Origin of the sequence: Pseudomonas sp. CFBP13509, assembly GCF_005233485.1 — a bacterium.
GTDB lineage: Bacteria > Pseudomonadota > Gammaproteobacteria > Pseudomonadales > Pseudomonadaceae > Aquipseudomonas > Aquipseudomonas marginalis.
On sequence record NZ_QGAA01000004.1, the window covers coordinates 165,494 to 189,834 of the forward strand.

Annotated in this window: 26 protein-coding genes; 4 read left to right on the forward strand and 22 right to left on the reverse strand. The window is 55.9% G+C overall.

The window, feature by feature from the left end; genetic code table 11:
• Positions 1–3 precede the first annotated feature (3 nt).
• The 10 genes from PspCFBP13509_RS08630 to PspCFBP13509_RS08675 form a co-directional block, all read right to left on the reverse strand.
• Positions 4–519: an integrating conjugative element protein gene (locus PspCFBP13509_RS08630; protein WP_137211849.1), complete on the reverse strand. Its 516-nt coding sequence runs from the start codon at positions 517–519 to the stop codon at positions 4–6.
• Complete coding sequence (locus tag PspCFBP13509_RS08635) at positions 516–1,064, reverse strand: lytic transglycosylase domain-containing protein (protein ID WP_137211850.1); 549 nt, start codon at positions 1,062–1,064, stop codon at positions 516–518. The genes PspCFBP13509_RS08630 and PspCFBP13509_RS08635 overlap by 4 nt, the downstream gene beginning before the upstream one ends.
• Complete coding sequence (locus tag PspCFBP13509_RS08640) at positions 1,046–1,765, reverse strand: TIGR03759 family integrating conjugative element protein (RefSeq protein ID WP_137211851.1); 720 nt, start codon at positions 1,763–1,765, stop codon at positions 1,046–1,048. Before PspCFBP13509_RS08640 ends, PspCFBP13509_RS08635 begins: the two co-directional genes overlap by 19 nt.
• 9 nt (positions 1,766–1,774) lie before the next feature.
• Positions 1,775–2,446 (reverse strand): chemotaxis protein, encoded by a 672-nt coding sequence (locus tag PspCFBP13509_RS08645; RefSeq protein WP_137211852.1) that lies wholly within the window; start codon positions 2,444–2,446, stop codon positions 1,775–1,777.
• Positions 2,443–2,985 (reverse strand): PFGI-1 class ICE element type IV pilus protein PilL2, encoded by a 543-nt coding sequence (pilL2, locus tag PspCFBP13509_RS08650; protein WP_137211853.1) that lies wholly within the window; start codon positions 2,983–2,985, stop codon positions 2,443–2,445. The genes PspCFBP13509_RS08645 and pilL2 overlap by 4 nt, the downstream gene beginning before the upstream one ends.
• A gap of 106 nt (positions 2,986–3,091) precedes the next feature.
• Entirely contained in the window at positions 3,092–3,838 is a 747-nt protein-coding gene (locus PspCFBP13509_RS08655; protein ID WP_137211854.1) for a DUF5983 family protein, read from the reverse strand.
• A 52-nt stretch (positions 3,839–3,890) separates the two neighbouring features.
• Complete coding sequence (gene radC, locus PspCFBP13509_RS08660; RefSeq protein WP_137211855.1) at positions 3,891–4,385, reverse strand: RadC family protein; 495 nt, start codon at positions 4,383–4,385, stop codon at positions 3,891–3,893.
• A 100-nt stretch (positions 4,386–4,485) separates the two neighbouring features.
• Positions 4,486–4,743: a hypothetical protein gene (locus PspCFBP13509_RS08665; protein WP_048392834.1), complete on the reverse strand. Its 258-nt coding sequence runs from the start codon at positions 4,741–4,743 to the stop codon at positions 4,486–4,488.
• Positions 4,744–4,813: 70 nt separating this feature from the next.
• Entirely contained in the window at positions 4,814–5,395 is a 582-nt protein-coding gene (locus tag PspCFBP13509_RS08670) for an STY4534 family ICE replication protein (RefSeq protein WP_137211856.1), read from the reverse strand.
• Positions 5,396–6,295: 900 nt separating this feature from the next.
• The gene (locus PspCFBP13509_RS08675) at positions 6,296–6,637 is read right to left on the reverse strand and encodes a helix-turn-helix domain-containing protein (RefSeq protein WP_048392839.1); all 342 of its coding nucleotides are present in this window, start codon (positions 6,635–6,637) and stop codon (positions 6,296–6,298) included.
• 208 nt (positions 6,638–6,845) lie between these two features.
• On the opposite strand from PspCFBP13509_RS08675, the gene PspCFBP13509_RS08680 reads away from it, so the two are divergent.
• Entirely contained in the window at positions 6,846–7,103 is a 258-nt protein-coding gene (locus tag PspCFBP13509_RS08680) for a hypothetical protein (protein WP_137211857.1), read from the forward strand.
• 43 nt (positions 7,104–7,146) lie between these two features.
• Here PspCFBP13509_RS08680 and PspCFBP13509_RS08685 read toward each other — a convergent pair whose 3' ends face one another.
• The 11 genes from PspCFBP13509_RS08685 to PspCFBP13509_RS08735 form a co-directional block, all read right to left on the reverse strand.
• Positions 7,147–9,114, reverse strand: a complete 1,968-nt coding sequence (locus tag PspCFBP13509_RS08685) for a DNA topoisomerase III (RefSeq protein WP_137211858.1) — start codon at positions 9,112–9,114, stop codon at positions 7,147–7,149.
• A 222-nt stretch (positions 9,115–9,336) separates the two neighbouring features.
• Entirely contained in the window at positions 9,337–9,807 is a 471-nt protein-coding gene (locus tag PspCFBP13509_RS08690) for a single-stranded DNA-binding protein (RefSeq protein ID WP_063321073.1), read from the reverse strand.
• Positions 9,804–10,322 carry a DUF3158 family protein gene (locus PspCFBP13509_RS08695; protein ID WP_137211859.1) on the reverse strand — a complete coding sequence of 173 codons (519 nt, stop codon included), beginning with the start codon at positions 10,320–10,322 and terminating at the stop codon, positions 9,804–9,806. The genes PspCFBP13509_RS08690 and PspCFBP13509_RS08695 overlap by 4 nt, the downstream gene beginning before the upstream one ends.
• Entirely contained in the window at positions 10,319–11,074 is a 756-nt protein-coding gene (locus tag PspCFBP13509_RS08700; RefSeq protein WP_137211860.1) for a PFL_4669 family integrating conjugative element protein, read from the reverse strand. Before PspCFBP13509_RS08700 ends, PspCFBP13509_RS08695 begins: the two co-directional genes overlap by 4 nt.
• Before the next feature lie 144 nt (positions 11,075–11,218).
• A complete protein-coding gene (locus tag PspCFBP13509_RS08705; RefSeq protein ID WP_137211861.1) occupies positions 11,219–12,406 on the reverse strand; it encodes an STY4528 family pathogenicity island replication protein in 1,188 nt (395 codons plus the stop codon).
• On the reverse strand, positions 12,403–12,951 hold the full coding sequence (locus PspCFBP13509_RS08710; protein ID WP_137211862.1) for a DUF2857 domain-containing protein: 549 nt from the start codon (positions 12,949–12,951) through the stop codon (positions 12,403–12,405). The genes PspCFBP13509_RS08705 and PspCFBP13509_RS08710 overlap by 4 nt, the downstream gene beginning before the upstream one ends.
• The gene (locus tag PspCFBP13509_RS08715) at positions 12,948–14,519 is read right to left on the reverse strand and encodes a ParB family protein (protein ID WP_137211863.1); all 1,572 of its coding nucleotides are present in this window, start codon (positions 14,517–14,519) and stop codon (positions 12,948–12,950) included. Before PspCFBP13509_RS08715 ends, PspCFBP13509_RS08710 begins: the two co-directional genes overlap by 4 nt.
• 194 nt (positions 14,520–14,713) lie before the next feature.
• Positions 14,714–15,556: a ParA family protein gene (locus PspCFBP13509_RS08720; protein WP_137211864.1), complete on the reverse strand. Its 843-nt coding sequence runs from the start codon at positions 15,554–15,556 to the stop codon at positions 14,714–14,716.
• A 4-nt stretch (positions 15,557–15,560) separates the two neighbouring features.
• Complete coding sequence (locus PspCFBP13509_RS08725; RefSeq protein ID WP_137211865.1) at positions 15,561–15,791, reverse strand: AlpA family phage regulatory protein; 231 nt, start codon at positions 15,789–15,791, stop codon at positions 15,561–15,563.
• Between the two features lie 108 nt (positions 15,792–15,899).
• Entirely contained in the window at positions 15,900–16,655 is a 756-nt protein-coding gene (locus PspCFBP13509_RS08730) for a hypothetical protein (protein ID WP_137211866.1), read from the reverse strand.
• Positions 16,656–16,950: 295 nt separating this feature from the next.
• Positions 16,951–17,442 carry a MarR family winged helix-turn-helix transcriptional regulator gene (locus tag PspCFBP13509_RS08735; protein ID WP_137211867.1) on the reverse strand — a complete coding sequence of 164 codons (492 nt, stop codon included), beginning with the start codon at positions 17,440–17,442 and terminating at the stop codon, positions 16,951–16,953.
• Positions 17,443–17,492: 50 nt separating this feature from the next.
• Between PspCFBP13509_RS08735 and PspCFBP13509_RS08740 the strand changes: the two genes are divergently transcribed.
• Positions 17,493–19,007, forward strand: coding sequence for an FAD-dependent oxidoreductase (locus PspCFBP13509_RS08740; RefSeq protein WP_137211868.1), 1,515 nt, complete (start codon positions 17,493–17,495; stop codon positions 19,005–19,007).
• Here the strand turns inward: PspCFBP13509_RS08740 and PspCFBP13509_RS08745 are convergent.
• The gene (locus PspCFBP13509_RS08745; RefSeq protein WP_137211869.1) at positions 18,966–19,640 is read right to left on the reverse strand and encodes a TetR/AcrR family transcriptional regulator; all 675 of its coding nucleotides are present in this window, start codon (positions 19,638–19,640) and stop codon (positions 18,966–18,968) included. The genes PspCFBP13509_RS08740 and PspCFBP13509_RS08745 overlap by 42 nt on opposite strands.
• 120 nt (positions 19,641–19,760) lie before the next feature.
• On the opposite strand from PspCFBP13509_RS08745, the gene PspCFBP13509_RS08750 reads away from it, so the two are divergent.
• The gene (locus PspCFBP13509_RS08750) at positions 19,761–20,963 is read left to right on the forward strand and encodes an efflux RND transporter periplasmic adaptor subunit (RefSeq protein WP_137211870.1); all 1,203 of its coding nucleotides are present in this window, start codon (positions 19,761–19,763) and stop codon (positions 20,961–20,963) included.
• Positions 20,964–20,976: 13 nt separating this feature from the next.
• On the forward strand, positions 20,977–24,132 hold the full coding sequence (locus tag PspCFBP13509_RS08755) for an efflux RND transporter permease subunit (protein ID WP_137211871.1): 3,156 nt from the start codon (positions 20,977–20,979) through the stop codon (positions 24,130–24,132).
• Positions 24,133–24,341 lie beyond the last annotated feature (209 nt).

The window sequence follows — 24,341 nt, forward strand, 5'->3', positions numbered from 1 at the left end:
GACTCACTGTTCCAGTGAGCTGGCGGTGATCAAGACGGGGTAGTGCTCAATCTGCAGGCGGGTGGCGATGTCGTTGCCGTTGACCGGCAGGATGGTGATGTCCGGAGCGGCTGCTCGAATCCGGGCCAGGGCGTCATTGTCGGCCACTTCGACGGCTAGGCCAGCCGCGCCCATTTCCTGCAGTTCAGCCGCACGTTGACGCAGCCAAGCCAGCGACTGGGGATCGTCGCCCACCAGAAAGAAGGGTTGCAGGCCAGGCATACTCAGGGAGCGAGGCTTGACCGAGCCGGGGCTCAACCGAGAACTACGGATCGGCAGTATCCAGGCCACGTCGGTAGAGGTGGACAGGTCCGCATGCATGGCCCGATCAGTCTGAGCTCTGTTATTTATGGGCAGGCCCGTGGCTTGGAAATGGGGTTGGGTGACATCGCCAACCGGATCCCTGCTTACTGTTGGTTTCGCCTGGGCGACAGGTGCCAAGAACAGGATGAAATAGCAGGTAAGGAATATTCGCGTCATGGTCGTGTGCCCTGTTTGAAGGAAACCAGCAACCGTTCAAGTTGCCGGGAAAAGTCGGCTCGGTAACGCGCAGCCGGCGCTCCTCCTGCCGGGCGGTGATAGCGTCCGGCAGCCAGCACCCAATTACCGGCGGCGACGTGATGCTCCCGCAGCAGCGCGGCGGTGACAGCGAGATTTCGGTAGGGATCAAGGGCTTCGCAAGGGCTGGAAAAACGTTGTCCGTGATAACCCAGGTTGGTTTGCCCGAGCCCGACATCGACCCGCTTGGCCTCGTGCCTGGCAAGCGCTTGAAGTAAGGCGTGACAGGCGGCCTGGCGAGTGGCGAAGCGGTAGGGTGTTCCTGCAATGTTCAGGCTCCAGGGCCAGGGCAGCAGCCGACCACGGACGCGGATCCCACTCTCCTGCAGAGCAATCGCGAATAACACCATGGAAGGAATGTCCGCGTTATGCGCTGCCAATTGGTACGCAGGGGGCGGAAGTTCATCAGCCTGGACGGCGAGCACCGTCAGCATGAGTGCAATACCGCTCAATCGAGGCGTTGCCATTGTCCATTCACCTGCTGGAGCGTGGCGGGCAATGATCCTGGGGCACCCAGGCTGAACCAGCGACCACGATCATGGTTCAACGTAATCTGCCGGCGCTGAACCTTGGCCGGATCGATGTCCGCTTGCCGAGCCCAGCGACGGACGCGTTCATCCTCGCCTTGGCTGCCCACCAGGTAAATATCAAACGCCGTATCACTGCTTTGCAGACGCTGCGCTTCGGCGGTGCACGCTGGGCAATGGTCCTCGACAAACAAAGCTCGGCGCGGCTCAACCGGTGAGCTAGCGGTGGGCGGGGATGCCATACCCTGAATCGGCAACAGCCCAGGAAACAGCTTGGCCCAAGCCGCGGTGTAAGCGTTTTGGTAAGCCAACTCGCGCTCGGCGCGTTTGGCTTCCAATGCTACCTGCAACTCCGCATAGCGCTGGCGCTCTTGGTCGGTCTCTGCCTCGACGCCGAGCGCGGTCAGCGGATCGAGATTCGGGCTCCAGAAACCACGCGGGCCGGCTTGGATCTGTTCGAAGCGTGTCCACTCCCTCTCCGTGAGCCCCCAGCTCGTCGCCTGTTCAGAGTGCGAACGCCCCAGCGGAGTGGACTGTGTGTCCTGGACCTGTGACGGTGTCGTGACAGGGTTGCCCATCGCAGCGCCTGTGCTAAGCAATGAAACGAGATAGACGAGGGGGGACAGTAGCGCTCGGTTCATGATCGTTTCTCAAGGGAGTTGTACTGTCTGGTCCGACTGAGCGGTCACCGCGAAGATGGCCGCGCTCTGCTCCAGCACCTTCAGCTGCCATGTGCCGAGCTGTTCGCCGTTGTGCAGCAGCTGGATATCCTTGAGCGAGCGACTATCAGGAGGTGAGACGGCCAGAAACCGCTCGCCACCGCGAGACTCAATACCCAGCACTGAGAATGGCGGCGAGAGCGGGGCAGGCTTGCGGCGAGCGGCTTTTTTCGGCTTAACTGAGGTAGGCGTAGGGGATGGGAGTGGTGGCTGGGTCTTGAGGTCCAAGAGTTGCTGCTCAACGTGCTCAAGTCGTGCGCGTAGCGCGATCATGTCGGCTTCGGTGGCACGGTCTGCCAGGCCGTCGCGTAGCTCCTGTATCTCTTGTGCCCATTGATCCAACATCGGATCGAGGGTATTGGCCTGTTGCTCACCGGTATCGACCATTTGCTTCAGGTCTCTCAGTGCGTACTGCAGCTTCTCCTGTGCATCCATGAGGGTGCTTGAATCACGTTGCAGGGTATCCAGGGTCTGTAAGCGTTGGGCGTTCGCATTTTCCAGCTCGGTCACGCGTTGATACTGGTTATACAAGCCACCACTCAGCCCGGAGACCGCCAGGCAAAGTGAGCCGACAATGAGGGTTTGAAACGTCGAGGCTTTCATGGGCGTGCCTCCGACTGATGGGACGAGGTTGGTGTGGCCCGCACCTTGGCAGCATCATTTTTCTCCCGTTCGAAGCAGACCGAACGGCTGACCTCATCGGTCGTGAGTTGCCATGCGGGGCCTGCCAGCACTTGTAGCGCGTTGCGTAATGAGATCGGGCCGAGTCGGTAATGGGCGGCGGGCAGAGCCCGGGTAAACAGTATTTTCACTGGTTCCTCGGCAGGGCAGAGCGAATAACCCGAGCGCTGCAGCACGTAGTGCATTGCTTCCTGTACCGAAGGATTCAGGTTGGACGGAATGCTCACGTCAACGATTTGAGCGAGAAGATCACGTTGTTCCGTGGTGGGCTCGGTGCTGACCAGCGTATAGCGGCCATAGCGGAGCTCTGACGGATGGCTTTCGTCGGCCGGGCTCCTCGATAACTGGGGTCGATTGGAGCCACCGTCAATCTCTGGATGAGTCGGCAATGGGGTTGGGATTGGCGCGGTGCAGGCGCTCAACAAGCCCAGCAGGCAGACAGGTGTGAAAAAACGCTCCATGGAAAAAACCTCATGTCAGATTCCGTGCAGAACCTGACATGAGGTGAAGGAGTCATTCAGTGAGAAAGTTGATTCAAGGCGAGTCGTGTTAACGCCGAAGGCATTACTACTCATCAAAAATGGCTAGCCCATCCAAGACGGCAGCGTCGGGGTCGAAAATCAACAATCTCACATCCGCTAATGCCGCCAGATACAGTACGTTGACCAAGGCCTCTGGCGTGCCGGCGTCGAGCTGCTCTTGCCTCAGCGAAGAGTAAGGATTGCCCTCGATCTTCACCAAGTTATCGTCGGTCCAGGGCGTTCCGATCAGCTTACATCCGACGCCATTGCAGTCTGGCAGGGCAAAGGGGTCAAACAGCAGTCCGGTTGGCTTGGAGTCGAAATTGCCAACTCGGCTTTCCAGGTGGCGCAGTGCTTCGTCAGTGAGGTGTGCGGCACTGATCTCCCAGGCTCGACTGTAGTGTCCTGTGTCGAAGCTCAAACGATGGACCATGGCTTGGGCTTCTTCCAGGGAATACAGGTCACCGACGTGATGTCGTTCGTTGAGCATTTCGCCAGTTACGGCATAGATCACTTGCCGCACCAGTCCGGTGGACTGGAAGCGTTCATTCAATTCATCCGGAGTGGACTGGCCCTCGCTGATCAGAGCGAAGTCGTCGTTGAACAGACAAGGGAACAGTTCTAACGCATCGTCGGGCAGATGGGATTGTGCATCGTGTACGGGGCGAATGCACGGAGGGCAGTCATTTGCATAGGCGATCTGTAGCAGTCGTTCGATATGCAAGTTGTCGTAGCCGCGAGCAAACGGGTTTGAGGTTTCCAGCAGAGCCGGGGGTTGGGTTGTTGGGTTCATGAGGATTCTCCAGAAGGGAAATGAACAAGGCGTCCGAAGACGCCTTTGGGGGTTAAAGCCAGCCATGCTCGGCAAGGGAGAGAGGGCGACCTTCACCGACGATGAAATGATCCAGTACGCGAACTTCGACCAAGGTCAAGGCCTCCTTCAGTCTTGCGGTCAAGGCGTGATCCGCCAGGCTGGGTTCCGTGCAACCGGAGGGATGGTTGTGAACAAAAATCGCGGCTGCTGCGTTATGCGCTAGGGAGCGCTTGACGACTTGGCGGGGGTAAACGCTGGCGCCATCGATGCTCCCGTGAAAGAGGATCTCGAATGCCAGAACGCGATGGCGAGCATCGAGAAAAATCACACCGAAAACCTCATGCTCTTGGGGTGCAATATGCAGTTTTAAGTATGAGGCCACGGCGTCAGGTGACGTCAGGTTGGGGCCGCGGGTGAACAGCCGACGATCCAGAATGCGCAGCGCTTCGTCGATCAGCTGGTTTTCCTGGGCGATACGATCAGCCTCGACATCCGAGGCTTCAATCAGGGTGAGCTGGGTGTTCATGAGGTACCTCCGAAGGGAACAATTCGGGGGTACACACCTGAGGGGAGTGTTGTCCCCGAGGTGGATATAGAGTGACGGGCATTGCCCGATGACGCGCTGTTTACAGCCGAGTGAATCGGTGGCGTTGTCCGTGCAGATGTGAGTCACAACCGTCGCAGGGCAACGGAGAGAAGGTTCTTATTCCCCGGCCAGTTTCGGGATCGAAGTCGGCACTGATGGGCATTAGCCGGACCAGTCCAAGATGGATACCGGCGATGCGTTTCTCGATCTCATCGGTCGTGTAGTAGAGCGATAACGTGCTGTAGTCCTCGTAAGCCGCAGCGAACAGGCAGTCGTCGCAAAGCCAGAAGGATTCCATGTGGGGTCTCCTGTGCTGATTGAAGAAAAGGCGCTCGATTGAGCGCCTTAATGTAAACATCGTGAATTGTTCAGGCGGGCTGAACAGAGCGTGTGGTGACACGGCGGGCCGTGCGGGGAGTGGGTGCAGATTCAGATTCAATCCTGGACTCTGCTGGGTTGTCGGTATCCTCAGCTTCGGCATCAGCCGACGTTGGGGATGGCTCACTGTTTGGCGCTTGCTCAGCAGGTGCTGTTGCCTCCTGCCTGGCAGGCGCTTTGTATTCGAACGTGCCGTTGACCTTGATCCAGTCGATGTACAGCAGACGACCTTTCAGGCTAGCGCCCGGTTGGCCTTGCTTATCGCCTTTCTCATAGAGAAATGGGTCGATCCACAGGTCGCCGATACGGAACGACAGCAAAACCTTTTTCTCGGCTTTGACGGCGTCCATATAGAGACGAATCAAGCGTTCAGCTTCGCCTCCAGCGACTTTGCAGTCGAAGCGAGTGTACTCGACCGCATCTGTGGCACCGTGCAGGGCGGCGATATCGCAGGCCATGAACGGCTGGCCACGGCGGACTTGTACTTCACGAACACGGTTCAGGTAGCCGATACCGATGGTGAGCAGATTGAAGTAAGAGGTCGCTTCTTGGGATTGGTTGGCGTGGGCCATGGTGGTTCTCCTTTCAGGGGAAAACGGCGACGCACGACCCCTGACGGGGAAGTGAGCCCCGTCAGGGTGGGTAAGGTGAAGGCAAGCGATGACGACACGCCACCGGCAAGCCAATGACAAACAGAACGATGCACCGTGGGAATAGCGGTGCAGCAAAAGAGAATCCGCAGCAGCGGTCTGCGGACCTGGGGTAGTAGGCATTCATCACCGCTGAAGCGGCAATCGTGCGAGCCTCCGAACGCTGATCGCACTTGGGTAAACCACCACAAGCGTGGCGTAGCCTTGAAGGTTCAAGCTACCTGGGCTGGGCTGTCAACGACAGCGAACCACACCCTTTGTATAAGCCTGTCATAGGGGAGCGTCAAGACGCCGAAAGCCGTTTTTTTATGGCCGGAATACAGTGGAAATTACTGGACTGAAGAAAGTGAAGAGTGGGCCTGGCTGGGGGCCAGGCGAGGAATAGAAAAGCCACCTTAGGCGGTCTGACGCAGTCGACAAGCTCCTCGCAAAACTTGATTTACCTGCGCCATGACCCGCCAACCGACCCTTGTCGTGGCCTGGGTCGGAACACGCTGGCACGCATCCGCGCACAAAGGGTGCCCAGTGATTCCCCGGCGGGCTCCGGGACTGAATATGATCGCCGAAGCGGATGACCACTGTTGCCTTGGAGGCAACAGTGGTCATCCGCCACCACGATCAGGTCGAGCACAAAACGGGAATGAAAAATTCCGCAGAAGAGAAGGCTCCGAACTCAAGGAGTTCGACCGAGCTACCCGGAGCGAATCGGTCTTGGGTCGCCGTTGGCGATGATCCTGAGGCACTACAGCAGAGAGGGGGAGATGACGTCAAGGCAGAGAGCCTCCCCTCAAAGGCCCGGATATCGAATACCAGCGCATAAGCTCATTTGTTGGCGAGATGAGCAGCCAGTTGTTCGACAGTAGCCAGGATAAAGGCACGGTCGCTTTCTTTCAGTCCACGCAGCAAACCCGCGATCATCTGGCCTTGGTCATTGGGGCGATTGCTCGACTCCGTCAGCAGTTCATCCATCCGGCAATCGAAAATATCTGCTAACTGCATCAGCTTGACCACGGAGAGCTCCACCACGCCTCGCTCCAGGCGCGAGATGGCTTCACTGCCAATCCCCAGGCGTTCAGCCACCTCTTCCTGGGTCAGATTACGCTGGGTTCGGTGCTTAGCGATCATGCGCCCGATTTGGGCTTGGGTCGGATGTTTATGTGCCAAGTGATGAGTTCTCCAGTTCAACCCGAATGGTTGAGCAAAGACCCGTTGACATGAACATCCTTAAAGGTTGTGTATCGACTTATAAGGTTGCTATATTGGCTGAAATAGCTGTGTAATGCGACGAGGGTTCTGTTCCTCCAGGGTCAGACTCCAAGATGGCCATTGAGAACGAACGGTCTGATAAGGACAAGCTGAGGATTGGTTGAGCATGGAAGAGGAGAGCAAGGATGTTATGGATCGGATCTGGGAGCGAACACTGGAGCTGTTCATCAAGATTCATGATTGCCCTGAGAATCCCGAGCATTTCGACAGCCTTGTCCATTGGCTCAACGAAGATCCTGCTCACCTGGAAGCGTTCAACGAACTGGGGCAGATATGGATTGCGACAGGCCTCGCCTTGGCCCGTGAAATTGGACAACCACTAAGTGAGTTTGAGAGGGATCAGCCGCCGTTAATGATGCACTAACCCCTACATCGCCCCAACACTCATATTGATCTCCAATGGCGCGTCACGGGCGACGCGTATCTTTTCTGATGGGCACAGTGCCTTTGCAGTCCGGGTAGTGGGAGCATGACCAGAACGGTCCTGATTTTCCCTTCCGCCTGAGCATTGAGGCATTGCAAATGGGGCAGTCCGGTCCGGCTTCGACCGGTACCGACAAGGTGAACGCCCCGAAGTTTGCGATCAATTGCGTTATCCAGTGCGCCTGCTTGCCAACGAATGCATCCAAGCTCAGACGTCCCGCCTCGATTTCATCCAGAGCTTGCTCCCAGATCGCTGTCATACCCGGATCTGCGACTGCTGCGGGTACCGCTTCGATCAGGGTATGGGCTGCTGCGGAGGCCGTTAATGCACGTTTTTTCTTCAGCAAGTAACCGCGATCAATCAAGCCCTTGATGATGCCGGCTCGCGTGGCTTCGGTGCCGATACCGGTGGTATCCCGAAGTTTCTGTTTCAGGCGTGGGTCGTTGACCAGCTTGGCCACGTTTTTCATCGCCTTGATCAGATCGCCCTCGGTGAGCGGTTTGGGCGCAGCGGTGTGCATGGACTTGAGTTCGACGTCGTCCACTGCGCACTGCCTACCCTGTTGTAGGGCGGGCAATACCTGGGACTTTTGACTGGGTTCATCGTCTTCGGCATTGTCGGAGAGTAAGCCTTTCCAGCCTTGGACCAGGATCTGTTTGCCAACAGCAGTCAAACGCTCGGCGCCGCACTTCAGTTCGACCTCGGTTCGATCAAACTCGTAATGCGGCAGGAATTGCGCGAGGTAGTGGCTACGAATCAGTTCGTAGACTTGACGCTCTTGTTCAGACATCCGCCCAAGGTTCGCCGGCTCGGTGGTGGGGATAATGGCGTGGTGCGCGGTGATCTTGGCATCGTTCCATGCTCGTGAGCGCAATGATCGATCGACGCTTCCGAGCGCTGGGCGTAACGCGGGATCCATTCTGAGCAGGGCATCGAATACCGCGGCCACCTCGTTGAACATGCTCTCTGGCAAATAACGGCAATCGCTGCGCGGATAGCTGGTGGCTTTGTGAGTTTCATACAAGGCTTGGGCGATGTTCAGAGTTTCCTGAGCGCCAAGTCCCAACTTGCGTGAACAGACTTCTTGCAGTGTGCTCAGGTCGAAGGGCAGGGGTGGCGCTTCGCACAAATGCTCAGTCTGCAGCGAGACTACGGTGGCGGTCTTGCTGCTAGAAATCGCTTGGAGGGCTTGGCTGGCAAGCGCCTGCTGCAGGCAGCGACCGGCTTCGTCACGTCCTGAGCTGGGCGGTATCCACGACGCGATGAAGGGTTGCCCCATTGAAAGCAGGTGCACATCCACCACCCAGTACGGCACAGAGACGAAGCTGGCAATCGCGCGGTCTCGTTCAACCACCAAGCGCAAAGTGGGCGTTTGGACGCGTCCAACCGACAGCACGCCGTCATAGCCCGCCCGCCGTCCTAGGAGGGTAAACAAACGACTGAGGTTCATACCAATCAGCCAATCGGCACGGCTGCGGGCGAGGGCTGAGTGATAGAGCGGGAAGGTCTCCTGACTTGACTTCAGCGAGGACAGTGCTTTGCGAATCGACGCTTCGTTGAGTGCGGATAACCAGAGGCGCTCAACAGAACCACGATAGTTGCAGAGCTCTAGTAACTCGCGGGCAATCATTTCACCTTCGCGATCGGCGTCGGTGGCGATGACGACGGTGGTAGCTTCGCTGAGCAGGTGTTTGATAATTTTGAACTGCGCGACAGTCTTGGGTTTGACCTCAACCCTCCACTGCGCTGGAATGATCGGTAGATGATCCAGCGACCAGGTTTTGTACTGATCGCCATAGGCTTCAGGTGGGGCCGTTTCCAGCAGGTGACCGATACACCAGGTGACGGTTGTCTCGCGTCCGATCAAGCAACCATCGCCACGTCGGCTGGCTCCGAGCACCTTGGCGATGTCACGACCTTGGGAGGGTTTCTCGCAGAGAAAGAGACGCATAGAACTGCTCCGGGTTGAGTTCGGAGCAGCGTTGTTGGAAACAGCAGTGGCAAGCTATGAGAAACCTGAATGGCAGGTTCCTCATATTAGTCGGTGAGGGCAGTCTTGATTGGGGGTGAGGCTACTACCTTGTAGTCACGTGGACGACAGTGCTTCACGAGCAGCGAGTAATGACAGGTCAGGAACTTCGCGCAAAGGCGCAATTTTTATGCCTCAAGTTAGTCATGCCGATGGTGGCTGTCCTCTGCGTTTTTTGGACTTCGACGCAGGCGAGCTGGCCTGGTCTGTAGCCTGCCCGACGGGAGCCGCAGACGAGGCTGATTCACTTGAGCGCTCCCGCATGACCACGTTCTGCACGCGATGAGGCAGGATGCCGACACGACGCGCCTCGATCTTGAAGGTGACCCGCGCATTGTCTTCACTGTCCTCCCACTCATCGCGCACGGTACGGCCCTCTACCAACACGCGCATGCCTTTCTGGTACAGCGTGCTCCAGTGTTCAGCCTCGCGGTGCCAGAGCTCGACTGGCGCCCAATAGCCGCCTCGATCCTCATAGCTACCCTCGCGTGGCACGGGGTTGTCGAAGTAAACATTCAGGCGCAGCAAACGCCGTGGCTCGTCATTGCCTGACGGGAACTCCTGGAACTCTGGCGCACTACCGATGTTGCCTTCGCCGACGAAAAAAGTACTCATCGTGATATCTCCGCTGCTGGTGTGAACTGGCGCAGCAGCCGTTCGGCGCTGGCCATTTTGATCGCGCAGGTTGAGGCCTGACGGTAGAGCGAATGCACCACGCTCATCTGCAAGTTCAGTGCGATACGCTCGCATTCGAAACGGTGTAATCCCTCGCGTACGGATTGGGGCAAGGCTTTGTTGGAGACCTGGCGTTCCCAGACTGCAACACCCATGCGAGCGAAGTCACGGGTGCGCCAACGCAAAAAGGTGCTGCCCGCACTGGTGTTCTGCAGCACCAGTCGAATATCCAGCAGTGAGTAAGGAGGTTGTCCGGCCTGCTGCGCCACAGTCTCCATCAGGTGGCATAACTGCGCCTCGATTTCCCTCGCCATCTGCGCCAGGTATTCCAACTCCCCCTTACCCTTAAAAGGTTTTAAAAGGCCTTTTAGGGAGGCAGCGTGTTCGAGTTGTCGATAGGCATCCGTTGTCAATGTTTCGAGGGGCAATGGTCGAGCCGGTGTCATGGGACTCATACTTCGTCCTCCGGCTCATCGACTGTCGCAGATGGCTCGACAGCTTCCTCTGTCAACGCGTCAGCGTTATCCACTGCCACAGCACCACGACGAATGATGGGTGGCGCGAACTGGGAGCGGCGATGTCCCTCAAGGATGTCCATAGGGGGTAATCCAAACTTCTCCATGGCCGCCAGAGCACGAGCGTTGTTCGCCGCCATGTCATCACGGGTGACGCCAGCATGCCGGTAGCGCTGCGCCTGACCGAACAGGCTGCGCAGCAGATGGGCGCCGTCGTCGATCCAGGCTTCCATGTCTCGGCGACCGATCAAGGCGGTGTGATGGGCCAACAGGGTATGCCGCACCAGCGTGTCGTAGTCAGTCAGTAGGTAGACGGCGAGAAACCCCAATTGGCTGCCGATGTACAAGGGCAAGGTGACGGGGTGGATATTGAGGTTATCGCTCATGTCAATCTGCGTCGGCAGATCCTGTCTGATCCGATCCAATTGTTGGGTCAGTTCCAGCATCCCGGCTTTGGCCTGCATCAATTTTTCTTCGAGTTGAACGATGGCCCAATCGGCATAGGGGTCGTCCTGGGCCGCAGTTTGTTTCATCAGGTTGGTGACACTGATGTAGCCGGCCATGCCCATGATCGAATGAACGCCTTCACGTGCGGTTCGTCCTTGCCAGATACGGGCAGCGTGGTGGGTGTGCAGTGTCAGGGTGATGCTGCTGCGCAATGAGCCAAGGTTGAGCTGATAGTGATCGGCCACGGTGTTGTCCTCGCATCTGCTTGGACGGGAACGTTGCGACAGATAAAGGTCAAGGACAGCCAAAAAGCTGAATGCGGTCTGTTCGGTTTGGTTCGAGACGGCTAATTTCTAAGACGCTCGGCACTGATGCCAGTGGCATCAAATCTACTGACGTCCAGGGCGTTTGCCACACAGCTGGCGCAACTCATTCAGACATGCTTGGGCGAGGGCAGAGGCGGGTTCGCCCTTTTTTCTAGGGGCGCGTGAGAGGACTGGTGACGATTCTGCAATAGGTAACGACTCAGCCTGACTTGCCCAAGGACGAAAATCGCCTTTCAGTGCTCGCTGGATTAGGCCCATCAGATACGCCGCTGGCTTGCGGATACCGCCGGCTGCACATCGCGCGCCCGCTTCGTTGAGCACTGCCTGCCGATCCGCCGGTTTTAGCTTGTTCAGCGTCACGGTGACGGCCTGCCGCTCGCTCGGACTCAGGTGCAGCGGATTAGGCCAGTGCAGGTTGTCCACCGCTGGGGTCGCGCGCGGTACCGTACAAATACTTTCTTTTAATACAGTACAGGCAGTGTTCGGATTCCGAACGCTGCCGGAACCATTGGCGTTCGGACGCGGTTCGGAATCCGAACGAGGTCCCACATGATTCCGAACGCTGTGATCGCCACCCAGTTCGAAATCGTGTAACGCTTCATCGGTTACCTGATCCAATCCTTGCGGTGTCCAGTGTTCGCTCCAGCTCTCAAGTCGGGTAGGTAGTCGACCTTGATCTATATCCGTGTCTTGGCGAATTTCTTCCACAACGTGCTGCGCGACAATACGCACAGCCTTGGTTGTGTGATCGAGGGCGTGTCCGACCAGCTCGAGGTAATCCTGATCCAGTTCCATGGCTTCGGCGGGGGTTAACGGTTCATCGTGCAGGACGTACAGAGAACCTTGTAGGCGCCCGCTAAGCTGATCGCGGCCACGACTCACCAAACTGAGCCAGCGGGTCAGCCTGAGCATCGTCAACACCCGAGCGATGGTTTCACGGGAGGCTGATGCCCCATAGGGCACGCTCGACAGGTAAGGTTGCAAATCTTCATAGCGCGGCGTGACCACGCCCTGGCCTTGTAGCATGAGTCGAAATACTTGCCATGCATTACGCTCCAATGGCGTCAGCCGACAATCCAGCAGCAAGCGACGCGGCACGATTTCGTGTGATTGGCCACTGAACAGAAAGCCCGCCTGCAGGGCCTGGTTGGAGGGTGGTTCCGTGGTGGGGCGTGCGGGCCAGCGTTCAGTCAACTGCTGGGTGCATTGCTGCAGGACACGCTGCCAGCGACTGGAAGGAGCAGTGTTCATGTTCCGTTGCTGTATTGGGCGATCTGCTGCCAAACGATGGTCAAGCTGATCTGTTGCTCCTCCGCCAACATCATCATAGCGTCCAGCTGATCCTCAGTACCGTCCTGAGCGCGTAATTGGCACCAGCGCTGCCAGAGCGCATGTTCCTGCGCTTCGCTCAAGTTCTGGGGGCGACCCTTACGGGTTTCTATCTTTAGCAGACGTCGGCGCAGGGCAGTTTCCGAATGCGCCAAGCCGAAACACTGATACATGATGGTACTGCTGGCACCGAGCTTGAGCGCTCGGTTGATCAAACGCTCGTTCTGTTCGTCGCGTTCGGCCTGGTCGATCAACCGACGTAGCACCGGCGAATCAATCTTGACCTCAACCCAGGGGATGGTGGCATGGGCCAGGCGTGACAGTGTGGTGGGCGGTAAGGATTGCAACAGGTAGATGTCCTCTTCAACCAGTCCAAGTGCTTTGCAGCGTTGCAGGTTACCTAGGCGCAACTCGTGAAGGACCTGGGTGAGCATGGCCTGGTTGAGCACATTGAAGGACAGGTTCATGGTCGCTCCCTTGATGAGTTGTCTTCAGGGGTAAGCGTTAGGTCGATCAGACGTCGAGCTAAGCGAATGAGGCGATACAGTTTGATTAACAGACCGTCGGGCAGTCTCTCCAGTCCTATGTTCACGGCGGGACGATCTGTCAGCGGGAGTTGATAGACCCCCAATAGCAGTTGTCCGAACAGGGCCGAGGGCAATTGCTTTCGATCCTCCCAGTTCACTTCGTCTTGAGCGCGGAGCAGGGCCAGGAGCAATAGGTGAACGCCGGTCGCACGAGGTGCTGCAAGATCAAATTGCTCGATGTTCAGGGTAAAACCCAAGCCACACTTCTGATCGATGATGCTCTCGGGATGCCCGGCATAGGTCGCCATTTCCCGAGCCAGTCCTGCAATGGCTAAACGCAGTTGTTCGGGGGTATCCAGTGCCGGTGCGATGATCCAGATGTCGTCGATCCTGCAGGTTTCGACGGTCGGTGCTGGTTCGGCGGCAGTGTCGCGATCAATCTGTTCGCGAATCTTTTGGACTCGTGACGGAGGGTTGACTGCTGGTGCGACATTCATTTCGGGCAGCGTGAGCTGCTCCTCTTGCGCTGTTTCGGCCCGGGATCTAGTTTCAATTGATTGGGGGCGGGACTCGAAGGAGGGAGGTCCTGCTGCGGCTTCATCAACGCTCGGCAGATGGCTGTTCTCTGAGGGCGTAATGACAATGCCAGGCCGTTGTGTGGTGCTCAGCTCCAGGGCCAACATGCGATAGGACTGTCCGAGTAAGAGACTCATGCGTTCGAGCAGTTCATCCTCGATTTGTTCAAGTTCGAAGGATTCGTGATCGGCATCAAATTGGCCCAAGGTGTCGAGCCAAAGCTCGGGGAACGCAATGGTGTCGGTTGGATAACGATTCCAGGTTCGTTCAGCCTGGCTACGCAGAGCGATCAGACGTTCTATTTTGGGTTTACCTAATCCGGCATACAGAGTCTGTGGAATGGCGGGCAGTAGGTGTTCGAGGGTGTCGAGCATTCGGCTGATATGCGACTGTGAAATGGGGTAGCCACCAGCGGCAAGACGTCGTGCCAGTTCTCGTTGCGAGAGGGTTGCTCCATCTGATTCGAACATAGTTTTGAGTTTGGCTACCGCTAGAGCACGTTCGATGAAGGTGAGTTGTCCGTGCAGGTCGCTTTCAGCCAGATGGCCGAGTAGGACAGTGATTTCATTGCACCAGGGGCGGAACAGGCAATGAATGCGGAAGAAACGCTCGTCGCGGGTTTCCTGCCATAGCTCGCTGAGAATCGCCAAGCGCGTATTACCGCCGTTGCGGATGATGAAATAAGTTTCTCCCGGGCGGCGAGTAATCGGTGGAGGTTGATCCAGCCCGCGTTCACGGATTGACGCCTTGATGTCCTCATACAGCGGGTTACGGATGAAGCGGGGGTTGTGTTCGTATGGCCGCAACTGCTCCAGGGTGACCAGCATAGGTGTATCAGTGAGTGGGTCGGACAGCCGCTCCAATTCTAGACCCCGAGGGAAGTGGCCTTGGTGCAGCTTGTCGGTGATCTCCTCCTGACTGAGCTTTTTCATCGGAACAACCTCAGTCAACGCCGGTTGCGCAAATGGTCACCGAGCTCGAACTTGACGATCTTGGCAGTGCCCTTATCTTTGAAATGAACGAGTATGAGAGGTCGATCCAACATCAACAGACTCCTTGCCAAACTCTGTTGGCACTAAGCTCAAAATAAATGTTTTGGCGAGATAAGCCGGTTTGATGATTCATCTCATTGAACCCCAGAGCAGCTTCTCACCCTAGAAATCGCTTCGCGCCACTCCGGAAACAGTTCAATGGCCAGCGCTTGCATGGTGTACAGCGCTGACGGCGAACGTCGTTCACGTGTCTGACGTGTATCGATTCGGTGGACGGGTAGGCTGAGGGTAGCGGCATTGAGGTATGCCACTCGGTCCGGAATGACGGTGTCGAGTACTGAGATGTTGGTAGCCTTCAAGAAGGTCTGTCGCAGACTACGGACAATCATTCGAGTGTCTAAACGGATGCTATTTACCTGATTTAGGAGTAGTCGTAACGGCGGCGGTGGTATTCCTAAGTGACGGAATGGTTCCAGCTCTGCGAACAGCTTCACAGTGCCGCGGCGCAGCTCGCGGGCAGCCAACATTTCAGGCGTGATGGGAGATAGGGTTAGGTCAGAGGCCAGGATGGCCATCTCCAATAGCACGCTACGTGCCCCTTGTGTATCGATCAAAAGCAGGTCATAACTGGAGTGGAAACTATCGAGCAAGTTGCGCAGTCGTAAACGCCCATCAGGGGCGTGCAGCAGTAGTGTATTCAGTTGGCCTTGATCGTCATTGGAAATGATCAGGTCGAGCCCTGCGATCATACTTCGGGAAATAATTTGCGCAGGCGTTGTTAGGTTGAGTGCAATGAGCTCGTACGCACCAGCAACAGCTTTCTGGCTCAAGGTGTAATAGCTGGAGAGGGTAGGTTGGTTGTCCAGATCAAGAAGCAGGACACGTAGGCCCGCATCCGCCAGCAGACCGCCGAGATTGGCGGCTACTGTGGTTTTCCCTACTCCACCCTTGGTGGACACCACGGATAACACACGCATGGCATCAGGCCTGTTGACCTAATCGCTCAATGACCCACCGTTCGATCTCCAGCGAGTCCCAACCTACAGCACGTATCCCAATGCGCTTCGCCTGCGGGAATTTTCCTTCTTTCATCAAGTTGTAGATGTGCGCACGCTTGAAGCCGGTTTTTCGCTCCACTTCGTCACGCCGCATGATGTGGCGTTCGACTTGCGGTTGAGGTGTCTCTGCAATGGGGGAGAATTGGCTGGGCATCTTGGTCGCTCCTGTCGCCCATCGGCGCGTGGTGGAAGTGACCTGAATTGAATAGCAGAAATGGAGGAGAGTCATTGCACTGCAATCGCACCTATTGCAGTGCAATCCTCACCTTTTAGCCTGAGCAAGGCTACGTCTGCCAGCAGCAAACTTTTCGTCCAGCGAGCGCTTACTCAGTCCTGTGATCCCGCCGTAATGTGCAGTTATAGAGTCGACAATGGACGCTTGGCTGTCGAATATTGAATGCCGTCTTCCTGCTGTAGAAGAGCCCAGCATAATATCGACCAGCGCTCCAATGACGTTCAGGAAGCTGACTTTGCTGTGGTCGCTGAGTTGTTGTTTGTTTTCTGCAAGCATGCGGAGGTGCTCACGCTCCAGTCCCGCAGCCTTTAACTCGCCTATCAGCGCTTGGAGTTTGGCTTCGGTAGCTTTTAACTGTACCTGTAGGGCATCCCGGTCTGCCTGTAATATCAAGTACGTGCTGTAGTGGATAGTTTCCTGACTAGAGGCGGATTGAATGAAAAGAAAAGATGGTCGCTGATCTGGATGGTAATGAAGTATCCATCGTTTCAAGTCTGAATGCCTGATGGTCAGCAGCTTGATATCAACGGGAGTGCCTGGTATGACAGTAGTCCCTAAAGCTCCGTAAGGTAATTCTTGATTTCGAATGGCATCCAGAATTTTTCCTGTATTTGCATGCAAGCATGGCCATTGCGGAAATGTATTGATGAGCCGTTCCGGGGTTGCCCATGCGGCCTCTAGAATTTCTGCCTCGTGAGCAATTAAATCGCACCAGCGTATTGCTGCTTCGATGGGCCGATAGAAAAGCTTCTCAGTGGAACTGAAGCTGTTCGGTTCGTACATAGGGTCGCCTCCAACATAAGGGCAGGCCCGCTAGGTACTGTCTCGAGATCATTATAAGATGATCTAGGCTTCCGTGCGGTTACTGTCCGTACTTTTATGATGACTCTTTCAGATATTTATATCCTAATGAAGATTTCTACTGCACCACTTCAACGTCATTATCGGTGCTTTTGTTGAGAGCGAGAGCAACTTCATGAACAGCTATCGCACAAAATTATTTTTTGAACGGTGACTCAAGACTGTAATGGATTAACTCTCAATGATCATGATGTCGACGGCCCAACCCTATCGTTAGTCAATTTTTTTGAGCCATCCAGTGATCTTTTTTGATGTCATCGGCGAACCTTCCCATAAGACGAACTAGATCTGAAACATCTCGCTCTTTCCACGCTGCAAAAATAGACAGTCCGATTCTCTCTCGAGCCTCATCGACGCGATCAGTCATTGCCTTGCCTCCTTTGGTAACAACGGCCTCACGGACCCGGCGGTCATGCTTGCCTTGCTTGCGGTCGACTAATCCAAGATCCTCCAGCTTTGAAACTTGGCGACTGACAGTGGTGTAATCGCGTCCGACGCGGTCAGCAAGCTCGACTATGCCAATGGGTCCCAGCCGCTCCACTAGGACCAGCAGCGGGAACAAGGCGCCATCTAAAGAAATACCGGCTTCTCGCACCATCGCCTCATCACGCTGAGGGCGATTCATCACTCCTACGATCTCTAGCAACGCTCCGTGAAGCTCTCGAAGCTGAGCGCTAATATGTGTATTTTGCACTTTTTTTGTTGACACAGCACTTTACTCCTCTAAGTATGTGCATAGTGCACTTAATCGGGGGCGTTATGAAAGAGCAATTTGCAGTAGATGTTTTGATTTGCGGCGCGGGAGCTGCTGGTCTGATGCTTGCAATCGATCTAGCGAGGAGGGGGATATCATTTCGTCTGATCGAGAAAGCGGCGCAGCCGTTCCACGGATCCCGCGGCAAGGGTATTCAGCCTAGAACTCAGGAAATATTCGAGGATATCGGCATCCTCGATCGAATTGTTGCCGCTGGAGGCGTCTATCCGCCTGAGCGGCTATACCACAACGACGGTAGCTACAGCGACGCTGATGTAATGGAACGCGGGAAGCCAACCTCGGCCGAACCTTATCATTTGCCTTTGATGGTGCCGCAATTTTTAACCGAGCGGGTGATGCGTGAGCGCTTGATGGAACTGGGGCAGATACCGGAATTTTCCTGCGAGTTGGTCGATTTCGTGCAGGACGCTGACGGTGTGACAGCGCAACTGGCAGGCAAGGGCGGCGAAGAAACGCTGCGTGTGCGATGGTTGGTAGGTGCAGATGGTGGCCGCAGTTTCGTGCGTCATTCTTTAGGTATTGGCTTTCCAGGCAAGACTCTAGGCGTCCGTGCCATGGTGGTCGATGCGGTGATAACGGGTTTATCGCGTGATTATTGGCACCGATTCAACGATGGCGATATGACTCGGCAGATCTCGTTATGCCCGCTGGCTGGTACTCACTTGTTTCAAATACAGGGGCCGGTTCCTCTCGAGGGTGACATTGAACTTTCCGCAGCGGCGTTGACGACTTTGGTGGCGCAGCGCACGGGACGCGATGACATTCAGGTTCAATCGCTGTCCTGGACTTCACTCTATACGATGAATGCCCGGCTTGCCGATCACTACCGCATGGATCGAGTATTCCTCGTGGGGGATGCGGCGCATATTCATCCGCCCACAGGGGGGCAGGGCCTCAATACCAGCGTGCAGGATGCCTATAACCTGGGCTGGAAGCTGGCTGCAGTTATCCAGGGAGCACCAGAAGCGTTGCTTGACAGTTATGAGCAGGAGCGACGGCCGGTGGCGGCGTCAATGCTGGGCCTGGCGACCCGACTGCTCGAGGCCCAGAAGCATGGCAATATGCGCCGTGGCCGCGAGGTGCACCAACTCGATATCGGCTATCCCGAGTCCACGTTGTCCCAGGAACAGCCTGAGCGACTTGACGGTTTGTCAGCGGGCGATCGAGCCCCCGATGCGCTGATCAGGGGAGCAGCCGGACATCCTTCGCGGTTGTTCAATCTTTATAAAGGCCCCCATTGGACTTTGCTGGGTTATGGTTTGGATCGCGACGCTGTGCCGTCTCGTGCAGGACTGCATATCCATACTTTCGGCCCCCATGGCGATGTCATTGATGAACAAGGGCACTTTTATGAAGCGTATGAGCCGGCCATGGGCGATTGGATATTGGTGCGCCCTGATGGCTACGTCGGGGCGATCGTCACACATGAAAACCTACACGCTTTGGAACGTTATCTCTTACAGGTAGGACTCGGTGTTCCCGGAGTTTTTAATGGCTAGCCCTACTGCTGATGTTTCTGTTGGCTGGTGTGAGGTGGCATAAGCGGCAAGAAATGTCTTCACGGCTCGCTCAACAGAACCTTTAATCTCTGACTTCGTGAGTTTTTCTTTTATGCCCAGCATCAGTGGTGTAACGGTTTCACACTCAAGTAGCGCGGTGAGTTGAGCGGCTGCCAGTAGCGGATCCGATCGTCTGAGGTTTCCCAGGGTCATTTGTCTCTCGAGAAACTCGGCTGTTCTCTTTATTCCTACCTTGGGGCCCAGTTCATGAAAGCGCTTTCCGATAGTGCTTCGTCCGGACTCGGCGATGATGGCTCGTCGTGTCTGGATTCGCGTCGCTGAGCACAGGAACTCCAATACGTGCTCGCCACAGACCTGCAAGGTCTCTTGCAGGTCTTCAACCTCTTTGTCCAGTGTCCCGAAGACGGGCTCAAACTCTTTCACGGCTTCCTCATTCATGGCGGCCACAAATAACTCTTCCTTGGAGCTGAAGTAGCCATACAACGTGGCTTTTGACCCGCCCACCAAGGCAGCAATCTCTCCCATCGAGGCGCCTTCAAAGCCTGCACCCTGAAAGACCTGGGAGGCAGCTGCAAGGATAGCTTCACGCTTCGCTTCTGTTTTGACTCTCATAGCGGAATCTCTTTTTCTAAACCAATGCGTTCAGTATTGCTTGACTTGGAACGCATCGTCAAATAACTATACCGTACCGTTTAGTTATTGTTTGCGTCTTCCTACTTTTGGAGCTTCGTCATGCGCAAAGCAGTTCTTTTACCATCCGTCGCTGTCGTGGCGATTTCCTGCCTCATCAGTGCGTGCGGCAAACCCCCGATGGGCCCTCCACCTGCAGCCGGGACGCCGGTTGTGGGTGTGATTACGGTCAAAAAGCAGCCGGTTGAGTTGAGTACAGAGCTACCGGGTCGCACTGTTCCTTACTTAGTCGCCGACGTCCGTCCGCAGGTGAATGGGATCATCAAGGCTCGGAACTTTCGCGAAGGAAGTGACGTAAAGGCTGGGCAGACGCTCTATGAAATTGATCCTGCGCCCTACCAAGCAGCCTACAACAGCAATGTCGCAGCGCTGGCCAAGGCCCAGGCAAGCCTTAGAACCGCTCAGCTAAAATCTGATCGTTACAAGGAACTGATCATCATCAATGCGGTGAGTCAGCAGGAGTACGACGACGCCGTCGCCAACCTGGGCGAGATAAAGGCAGATGTCGCAGCAGCGAAGGCCAATGTGGAAACCAGTCGTATCAACCTGGCTTATGCCCACGTGGACGCGCCGATATCTGGACGCGTAGGGCGGTCAGCCGTGACTCCCGGCGCGCTGGTGACCGCTAGTCAGGCCACAGCAATGGCTACGATTCAGCAACTCGACCCCATCTACGTAGACGTAACGCAATCCAGTGCGGCGCTGCTCAACCTCAAAGAATCCCTTGCAAAGGGGGAGATCCAGAAAGTCGGAGCTAACGCCGCAAAGGTAGCGCTGGTGCTGGAGAATGGTCGTACTTACCCCCTGGAGGGAAGGTTGGAATTCTCTGACGTAACCGTGAATCAGGATACTGGCGCAATCACCCTGCGTGCGGTGTTTCCAAATCCCAATGCGGACCTGTTGCCGGGTATGTATGTACGGGCTGTTATGCAAATAGGGATAAAAGAGCAGGGGTTGTTAGTACCGCAACAAGCTGTCAGTCGAGACAGCACTGGTAAACCGACAGTTTATATTGTGGGGGCCGGCAATAAGCTGGAGCGTCGCGTATTAGAAACCGACCGCGCCATTGGTGATCAGTGGTTGATTCGTAGCGGTTTGCAGGCAGGTGACCAACTGGTTGTGGACGGTCAGCAACGCGCTGCGCCTGGCTTAGAGGTCGAGGTAACGCCATGGGCCCCAGGGCAGCCCACGCGCTCATACACTGCCGATCTTTCTGCAGTGAAACCATCCGCTGAAAATCAATAGGAAGCAGACGAAAATGGCGCGCTTTTTTATTGATCGTCCGATCTTCGCATGGGTCCTTGCCATCATTGTGATGCTGGCGGGTCTTATCTCCGTCCTGACATTACCTATTGCACAATATCCAGCCATTGCGCCACCTGCCGTGGCAATTGTCGCGACCTATCCTGGTGCTTCAGCTAAAACACTGGAGGATACAGTTACCCAAGTTATCGAACAGAAGATGAAGGGGTTGGATCGGCTGAGTTACATGGCTTCGACCAGTGAGTCCTCAGGCACCGTCACCATCACGCTGACATTCGAGAACGGGACCAATCCAGACACAGCCCAAGTACAGGTGCAGAATAAATTGGCGCTCGCCACGCCGTTGTTGCCGCAAGAGGTACAGCAGCAAGGCGTATCTGTCAGTAAATCGGCCAGCAACTACCTTAACGTTCTGGCTTTTACATCAGAAGATGGAAGCATGAACGGTTCCGATCTGTCGGACTACGTGGCGGCGAATGTCCAGGAAGCCATCAGTCGTGTTGAGGGCGTCGGCGATACGACCTTGTTCGGATCGCAATACGCCATGCGGATTTGGCTCAACCCCGATGAGCTCACCAGCTTCAGTCTGACGCCGGTGGACGTTAAAACTGCCATTCAGGCGCAAAACGTTCAGGTGTCTGCAGGCCAGTTGGGTGGCCTGCCAGCAGCGAGCAACCAACAGCTGAATGCGACGATCACCGCGCAAACCCGTATGCGAACGGCCGAGGAGTTCGAGAACATCGTGTTGCGCACTCTGACCGATGGTTCGAGAGTGCGTTTGCGCGACGTTGCCCGTATCGAACTGGGCAGCGAGACCTACAACACGATAGGTCGCTATAACGGAAAGCCTGCGGCTGGATTGGCGATTAAGTTGGCCACCGGTGCCAATGCGCTGGATACCGTCAAAGCTATTGATGCGCGCCTGGCGCAGCTGGAAACGTTCTTTCCCGAAGGAATGAAGGTGCACAAACCCTATGACACCACACCGTTCGTGCGCATCTCAATTGAAGAGGTCGTGCGTACGTTAGTCGAGGCGGTGGTGCTGGTGTTTCTGGTCATGTATCTGTTTATGCAGAACCTTCGCGCCACCTTGATCCCGACCATCGCGGTGCCGGTAGTGCTCTTGGGTACTTTTGGGGTCCTGGCTGTTTGCGGCTTCACGATCAATACCTTGACCATGTTTGCCATGGTGCTTGCCATCGGACTTCTGGTGGATGACGCAATTGTTGTCGTTGAAAACGTCGAACGGGTCATGAGCGATGAGGGTTTGCCGCCCAGGGAAGCGACGCGCAAGTCGATGGATCAGATCACCGGTGCATTGGTCGGAGTCGCGCTGGTATTGGCTGCTGTGTTCGTCCCCATGGCGTTCTTCAGCGGTTCGAGTGGCGTTATTTACCGCCAGTTTTCCATCACCATTGTCTCAGCGATGTCGTTGTCGGTACTTGCCGCATTGGTCCTCACCCCAGCCTTGTGCGCGACGATGCTCAAACCGGCTGCGCAAGGGCATACGTTGGCCACCCGCGTTTTTTTTGGCTGGTTCAACCGTACTTTTGAACGAGGCAATCTCCGTTACCAGGGCGTCGTCAGCCACATGCTGAACAAGGGTTGGCGGTACATGCTGGTTTATGCGGTGGTTGTAGCGTTGGTGGTTTTCGTCTTCATGAAGTTGCCGGTCGGTTTTTTACCGAACGAGGACCAGGGGACGCTTTTCACCAATATGCAATTGCCGCCAGGTGCCACTAGGGCGCGAACGGACGAGATTATCAAGCAAGTTGAACATCACTTCCTGGTCGATCAAAAAGATGCGGTAGAAGGCGTGTTCTCCGTGTCAGGCTTCAGTTTCGCGGGCAGCGGCCAAAATATGGGCTTCGCTTTTGTTCAACTCAAACCCTGGGACGAGCGCACGGGGCCTGGCCTGAGTGTCACCGATGTCGCGGCCAAGGCTGGCGCCTTTTTCAACACCATTAGGGACGCCAGGATCTTCGCCTTTGCGCCGCCCGCCGTCTCGGAGCTAGGTAACGCAACGGGGTTCGATCTGATGCTTAAGGACGAAGCAAACCTCGGCCATGCAGCTATGATGCAGGCTCGTAATCAGTTGCTGGGCATACTCACCAAGGATCAGCGCTTGGTCGCTGTACGGCCTAATGGTCTTGAAGATATGCCAGATTACCGATTGCAGGTTGATACCTTCAAAGCCGGTGCTCTCGGTATTTCCATGGCCGATATTAACAACACTATTTCTGCAGCCTGGGGCAGCAATTACGTCAACGACTTCATCGACCAGGGGCGTGTCAAAAAAGTGATGCTGCAGGGTGACGACCGTTTCCGAATGCTACCCACGGATATTGACCGGTGGTACGTACGGAACAACGCCGGGACCATGGTTCCGTTTACTTCATTTGCGACTGCAACCTGGGCAACCAGTTCACCGAGACTGGAACGCTACAATGGCGTGCCGTCGATTGAAATCCTTGGCATGGCTTTTCCGGGGCGTGCATCAAGCGGCGAAGCAATGGCTATTGTCGAGGCCGCAATCGCGCAGTTGCCCCCCGGTATAGGCTATGAATGGACGGGGCTGTCGCGGCAGGAAAAAGCCTCAAGTGGCCAGACGGGAATCTTGTACGGGTTGTCGATTCTGATTGTGTTTCTTTCACTTGCAGCGTTGTACGAGAGTTGGGCGGTCCCGTTTTCGGTGATTCTGGTTATTCCTTTGGGAGTATTCGGCGTCTTGGCGGGTGCGGTCCTGACATGGAAGTTTAACGACATTTACTTCCAGGTCGGATTGCTCACTACCATCGGGCTCGCCTGTAAAAATGCCATCCTCATCGTAGAGTTTGCCAAGGATCTTCACGAAGAGGGCAAGGATCTGCTAGACGCTACGATGGAAGCTGTGCGTATGCGCTTGCGCCCTATCCTGATGACATCGCTTGCGTTCATTCTCGGCGTGCTGCCATTGGTCTTGGGCAGCGGGGCTGGTGCTGGAGCCCAGCATGCGCTTGGCACGGCCGTTATTGGTGGGATGTTGTCGGGAACCATTTTTGCAGTGTTTTTTGTACCCCTGTTCTTCGTGCTCATCATGCGGAAGTTCAATGCCGGGGGGAGCCGATCGCGTCTAACGTCGCCCGACTCGTCGGCGGCTCCGACAGCCTAGCAGGGGGAGTGATATGTACCGTTTTACTTCTCACGTGCGGCGCTGTGCACAAATCCTATTGCTGCGCTTGGCGGTGGTTGGATTCATTGGTGGATGCAGCATGACTCCTGGCTATGAACAACCTGAGGAGCCTGTAGCCGCAGGCTTTTCTTATTATGTTTCAAGCGGCATCAGCACTTTTCCGGCTTCCGCAGTCAGTGGGTGTGGGC

Coding starts and splice junctions, on each gene's coding strand:
- PspCFBP13509_RS08630 (WP_137211849.1), bottom strand. CDS start 519: ATGACGCGAATATTCCTTACCTGCTATTTCATCCTGTTCTTGGCACCT.
- PspCFBP13509_RS08635 (WP_137211850.1), bottom strand. CDS start 1,064: ATGGCAACGCCTCGATTGAGCGGTATTGCACTCATGCTGACGGTGCTC.
- PspCFBP13509_RS08640 (WP_137211851.1), bottom strand. CDS start 1,765: ATGAACCGAGCGCTACTGTCCCCCCTCGTCTATCTCGTTTCATTGCTT.
- PspCFBP13509_RS08645 (WP_137211852.1), bottom strand. CDS start 2,446: ATGAAAGCCTCGACGTTTCAAACCCTCATTGTCGGCTCACTTTGCCTG.
- pilL2 (WP_137211853.1), bottom strand. CDS start 2,985: ATGGAGCGTTTTTTCACACCTGTCTGCCTGCTGGGCTTGTTGAGCGCC.
- PspCFBP13509_RS08655 (WP_137211854.1), bottom strand. CDS start 3,838: ATGAACCCAACAACCCAACCCCCGGCTCTGCTGGAAACCTCAAACCCG.
- radC (WP_137211855.1), bottom strand. CDS start 4,385: ATGAACACCCAGCTCACCCTGATTGAAGCCTCGGATGTCGAGGCTGAT.
- PspCFBP13509_RS08665 (WP_048392834.1), bottom strand. CDS start 4,743: ATGGAATCCTTCTGGCTTTGCGACGACTGCCTGTTCGCTGCGGCTTAC.
- PspCFBP13509_RS08670 (WP_137211856.1), bottom strand. CDS start 5,395: ATGGCCCACGCCAACCAATCCCAAGAAGCGACCTCTTACTTCAATCTG.
- PspCFBP13509_RS08680 (WP_137211857.1), top strand. CDS start 6,846: ATGGAAGAGGAGAGCAAGGATGTTATGGATCGGATCTGGGAGCGAACA.
- PspCFBP13509_RS08685 (WP_137211858.1), bottom strand. CDS start 9,114: ATGCGTCTCTTTCTCTGCGAGAAACCCTCCCAAGGTCGTGACATCGCC.
- PspCFBP13509_RS08690 (WP_063321073.1), bottom strand. CDS start 9,807: ATGAGTACTTTTTTCGTCGGCGAAGGCAACATCGGTAGTGCGCCAGAG.
- PspCFBP13509_RS08695 (WP_137211859.1), bottom strand. CDS start 10,322: ATGAGTCCCATGACACCGGCTCGACCATTGCCCCTCGAAACATTGACA.
- PspCFBP13509_RS08705 (WP_137211861.1), bottom strand. CDS start 12,406: ATGAACACTGCTCCTTCCAGTCGCTGGCAGCGTGTCCTGCAGCAATGC.
- PspCFBP13509_RS08710 (WP_137211862.1), bottom strand. CDS start 12,951: ATGAACCTGTCCTTCAATGTGCTCAACCAGGCCATGCTCACCCAGGTC.
- PspCFBP13509_RS08715 (WP_137211863.1), bottom strand. CDS start 14,519: ATGAAAAAGCTCAGTCAGGAGGAGATCACCGACAAGCTGCACCAAGGC.
- PspCFBP13509_RS08720 (WP_137211864.1), bottom strand. CDS start 15,556: ATGCGTGTGTTATCCGTGGTGTCCACCAAGGGTGGAGTAGGGAAAACC.
- PspCFBP13509_RS08725 (WP_137211865.1), bottom strand. CDS start 15,791: ATGCCCAGCCAATTCTCCCCCATTGCAGAGACACCTCAACCGCAAGTC.
- PspCFBP13509_RS08730 (WP_137211866.1), bottom strand. CDS start 16,655: ATGTACGAACCGAACAGCTTCAGTTCCACTGAGAAGCTTTTCTATCGG.
- PspCFBP13509_RS08740 (WP_137211868.1), top strand. CDS start 17,493: ATGAAAGAGCAATTTGCAGTAGATGTTTTGATTTGCGGCGCGGGAGCT.
- PspCFBP13509_RS08745 (WP_137211869.1), bottom strand. CDS start 19,640: ATGAGAGTCAAAACAGAAGCGAAGCGTGAAGCTATCCTTGCAGCTGCC.
- PspCFBP13509_RS08750 (WP_137211870.1), top strand. CDS start 19,761: ATGCGCAAAGCAGTTCTTTTACCATCCGTCGCTGTCGTGGCGATTTCC.
- PspCFBP13509_RS08755 (WP_137211871.1), top strand. CDS start 20,977: ATGGCGCGCTTTTTTATTGATCGTCCGATCTTCGCATGGGTCCTTGCC.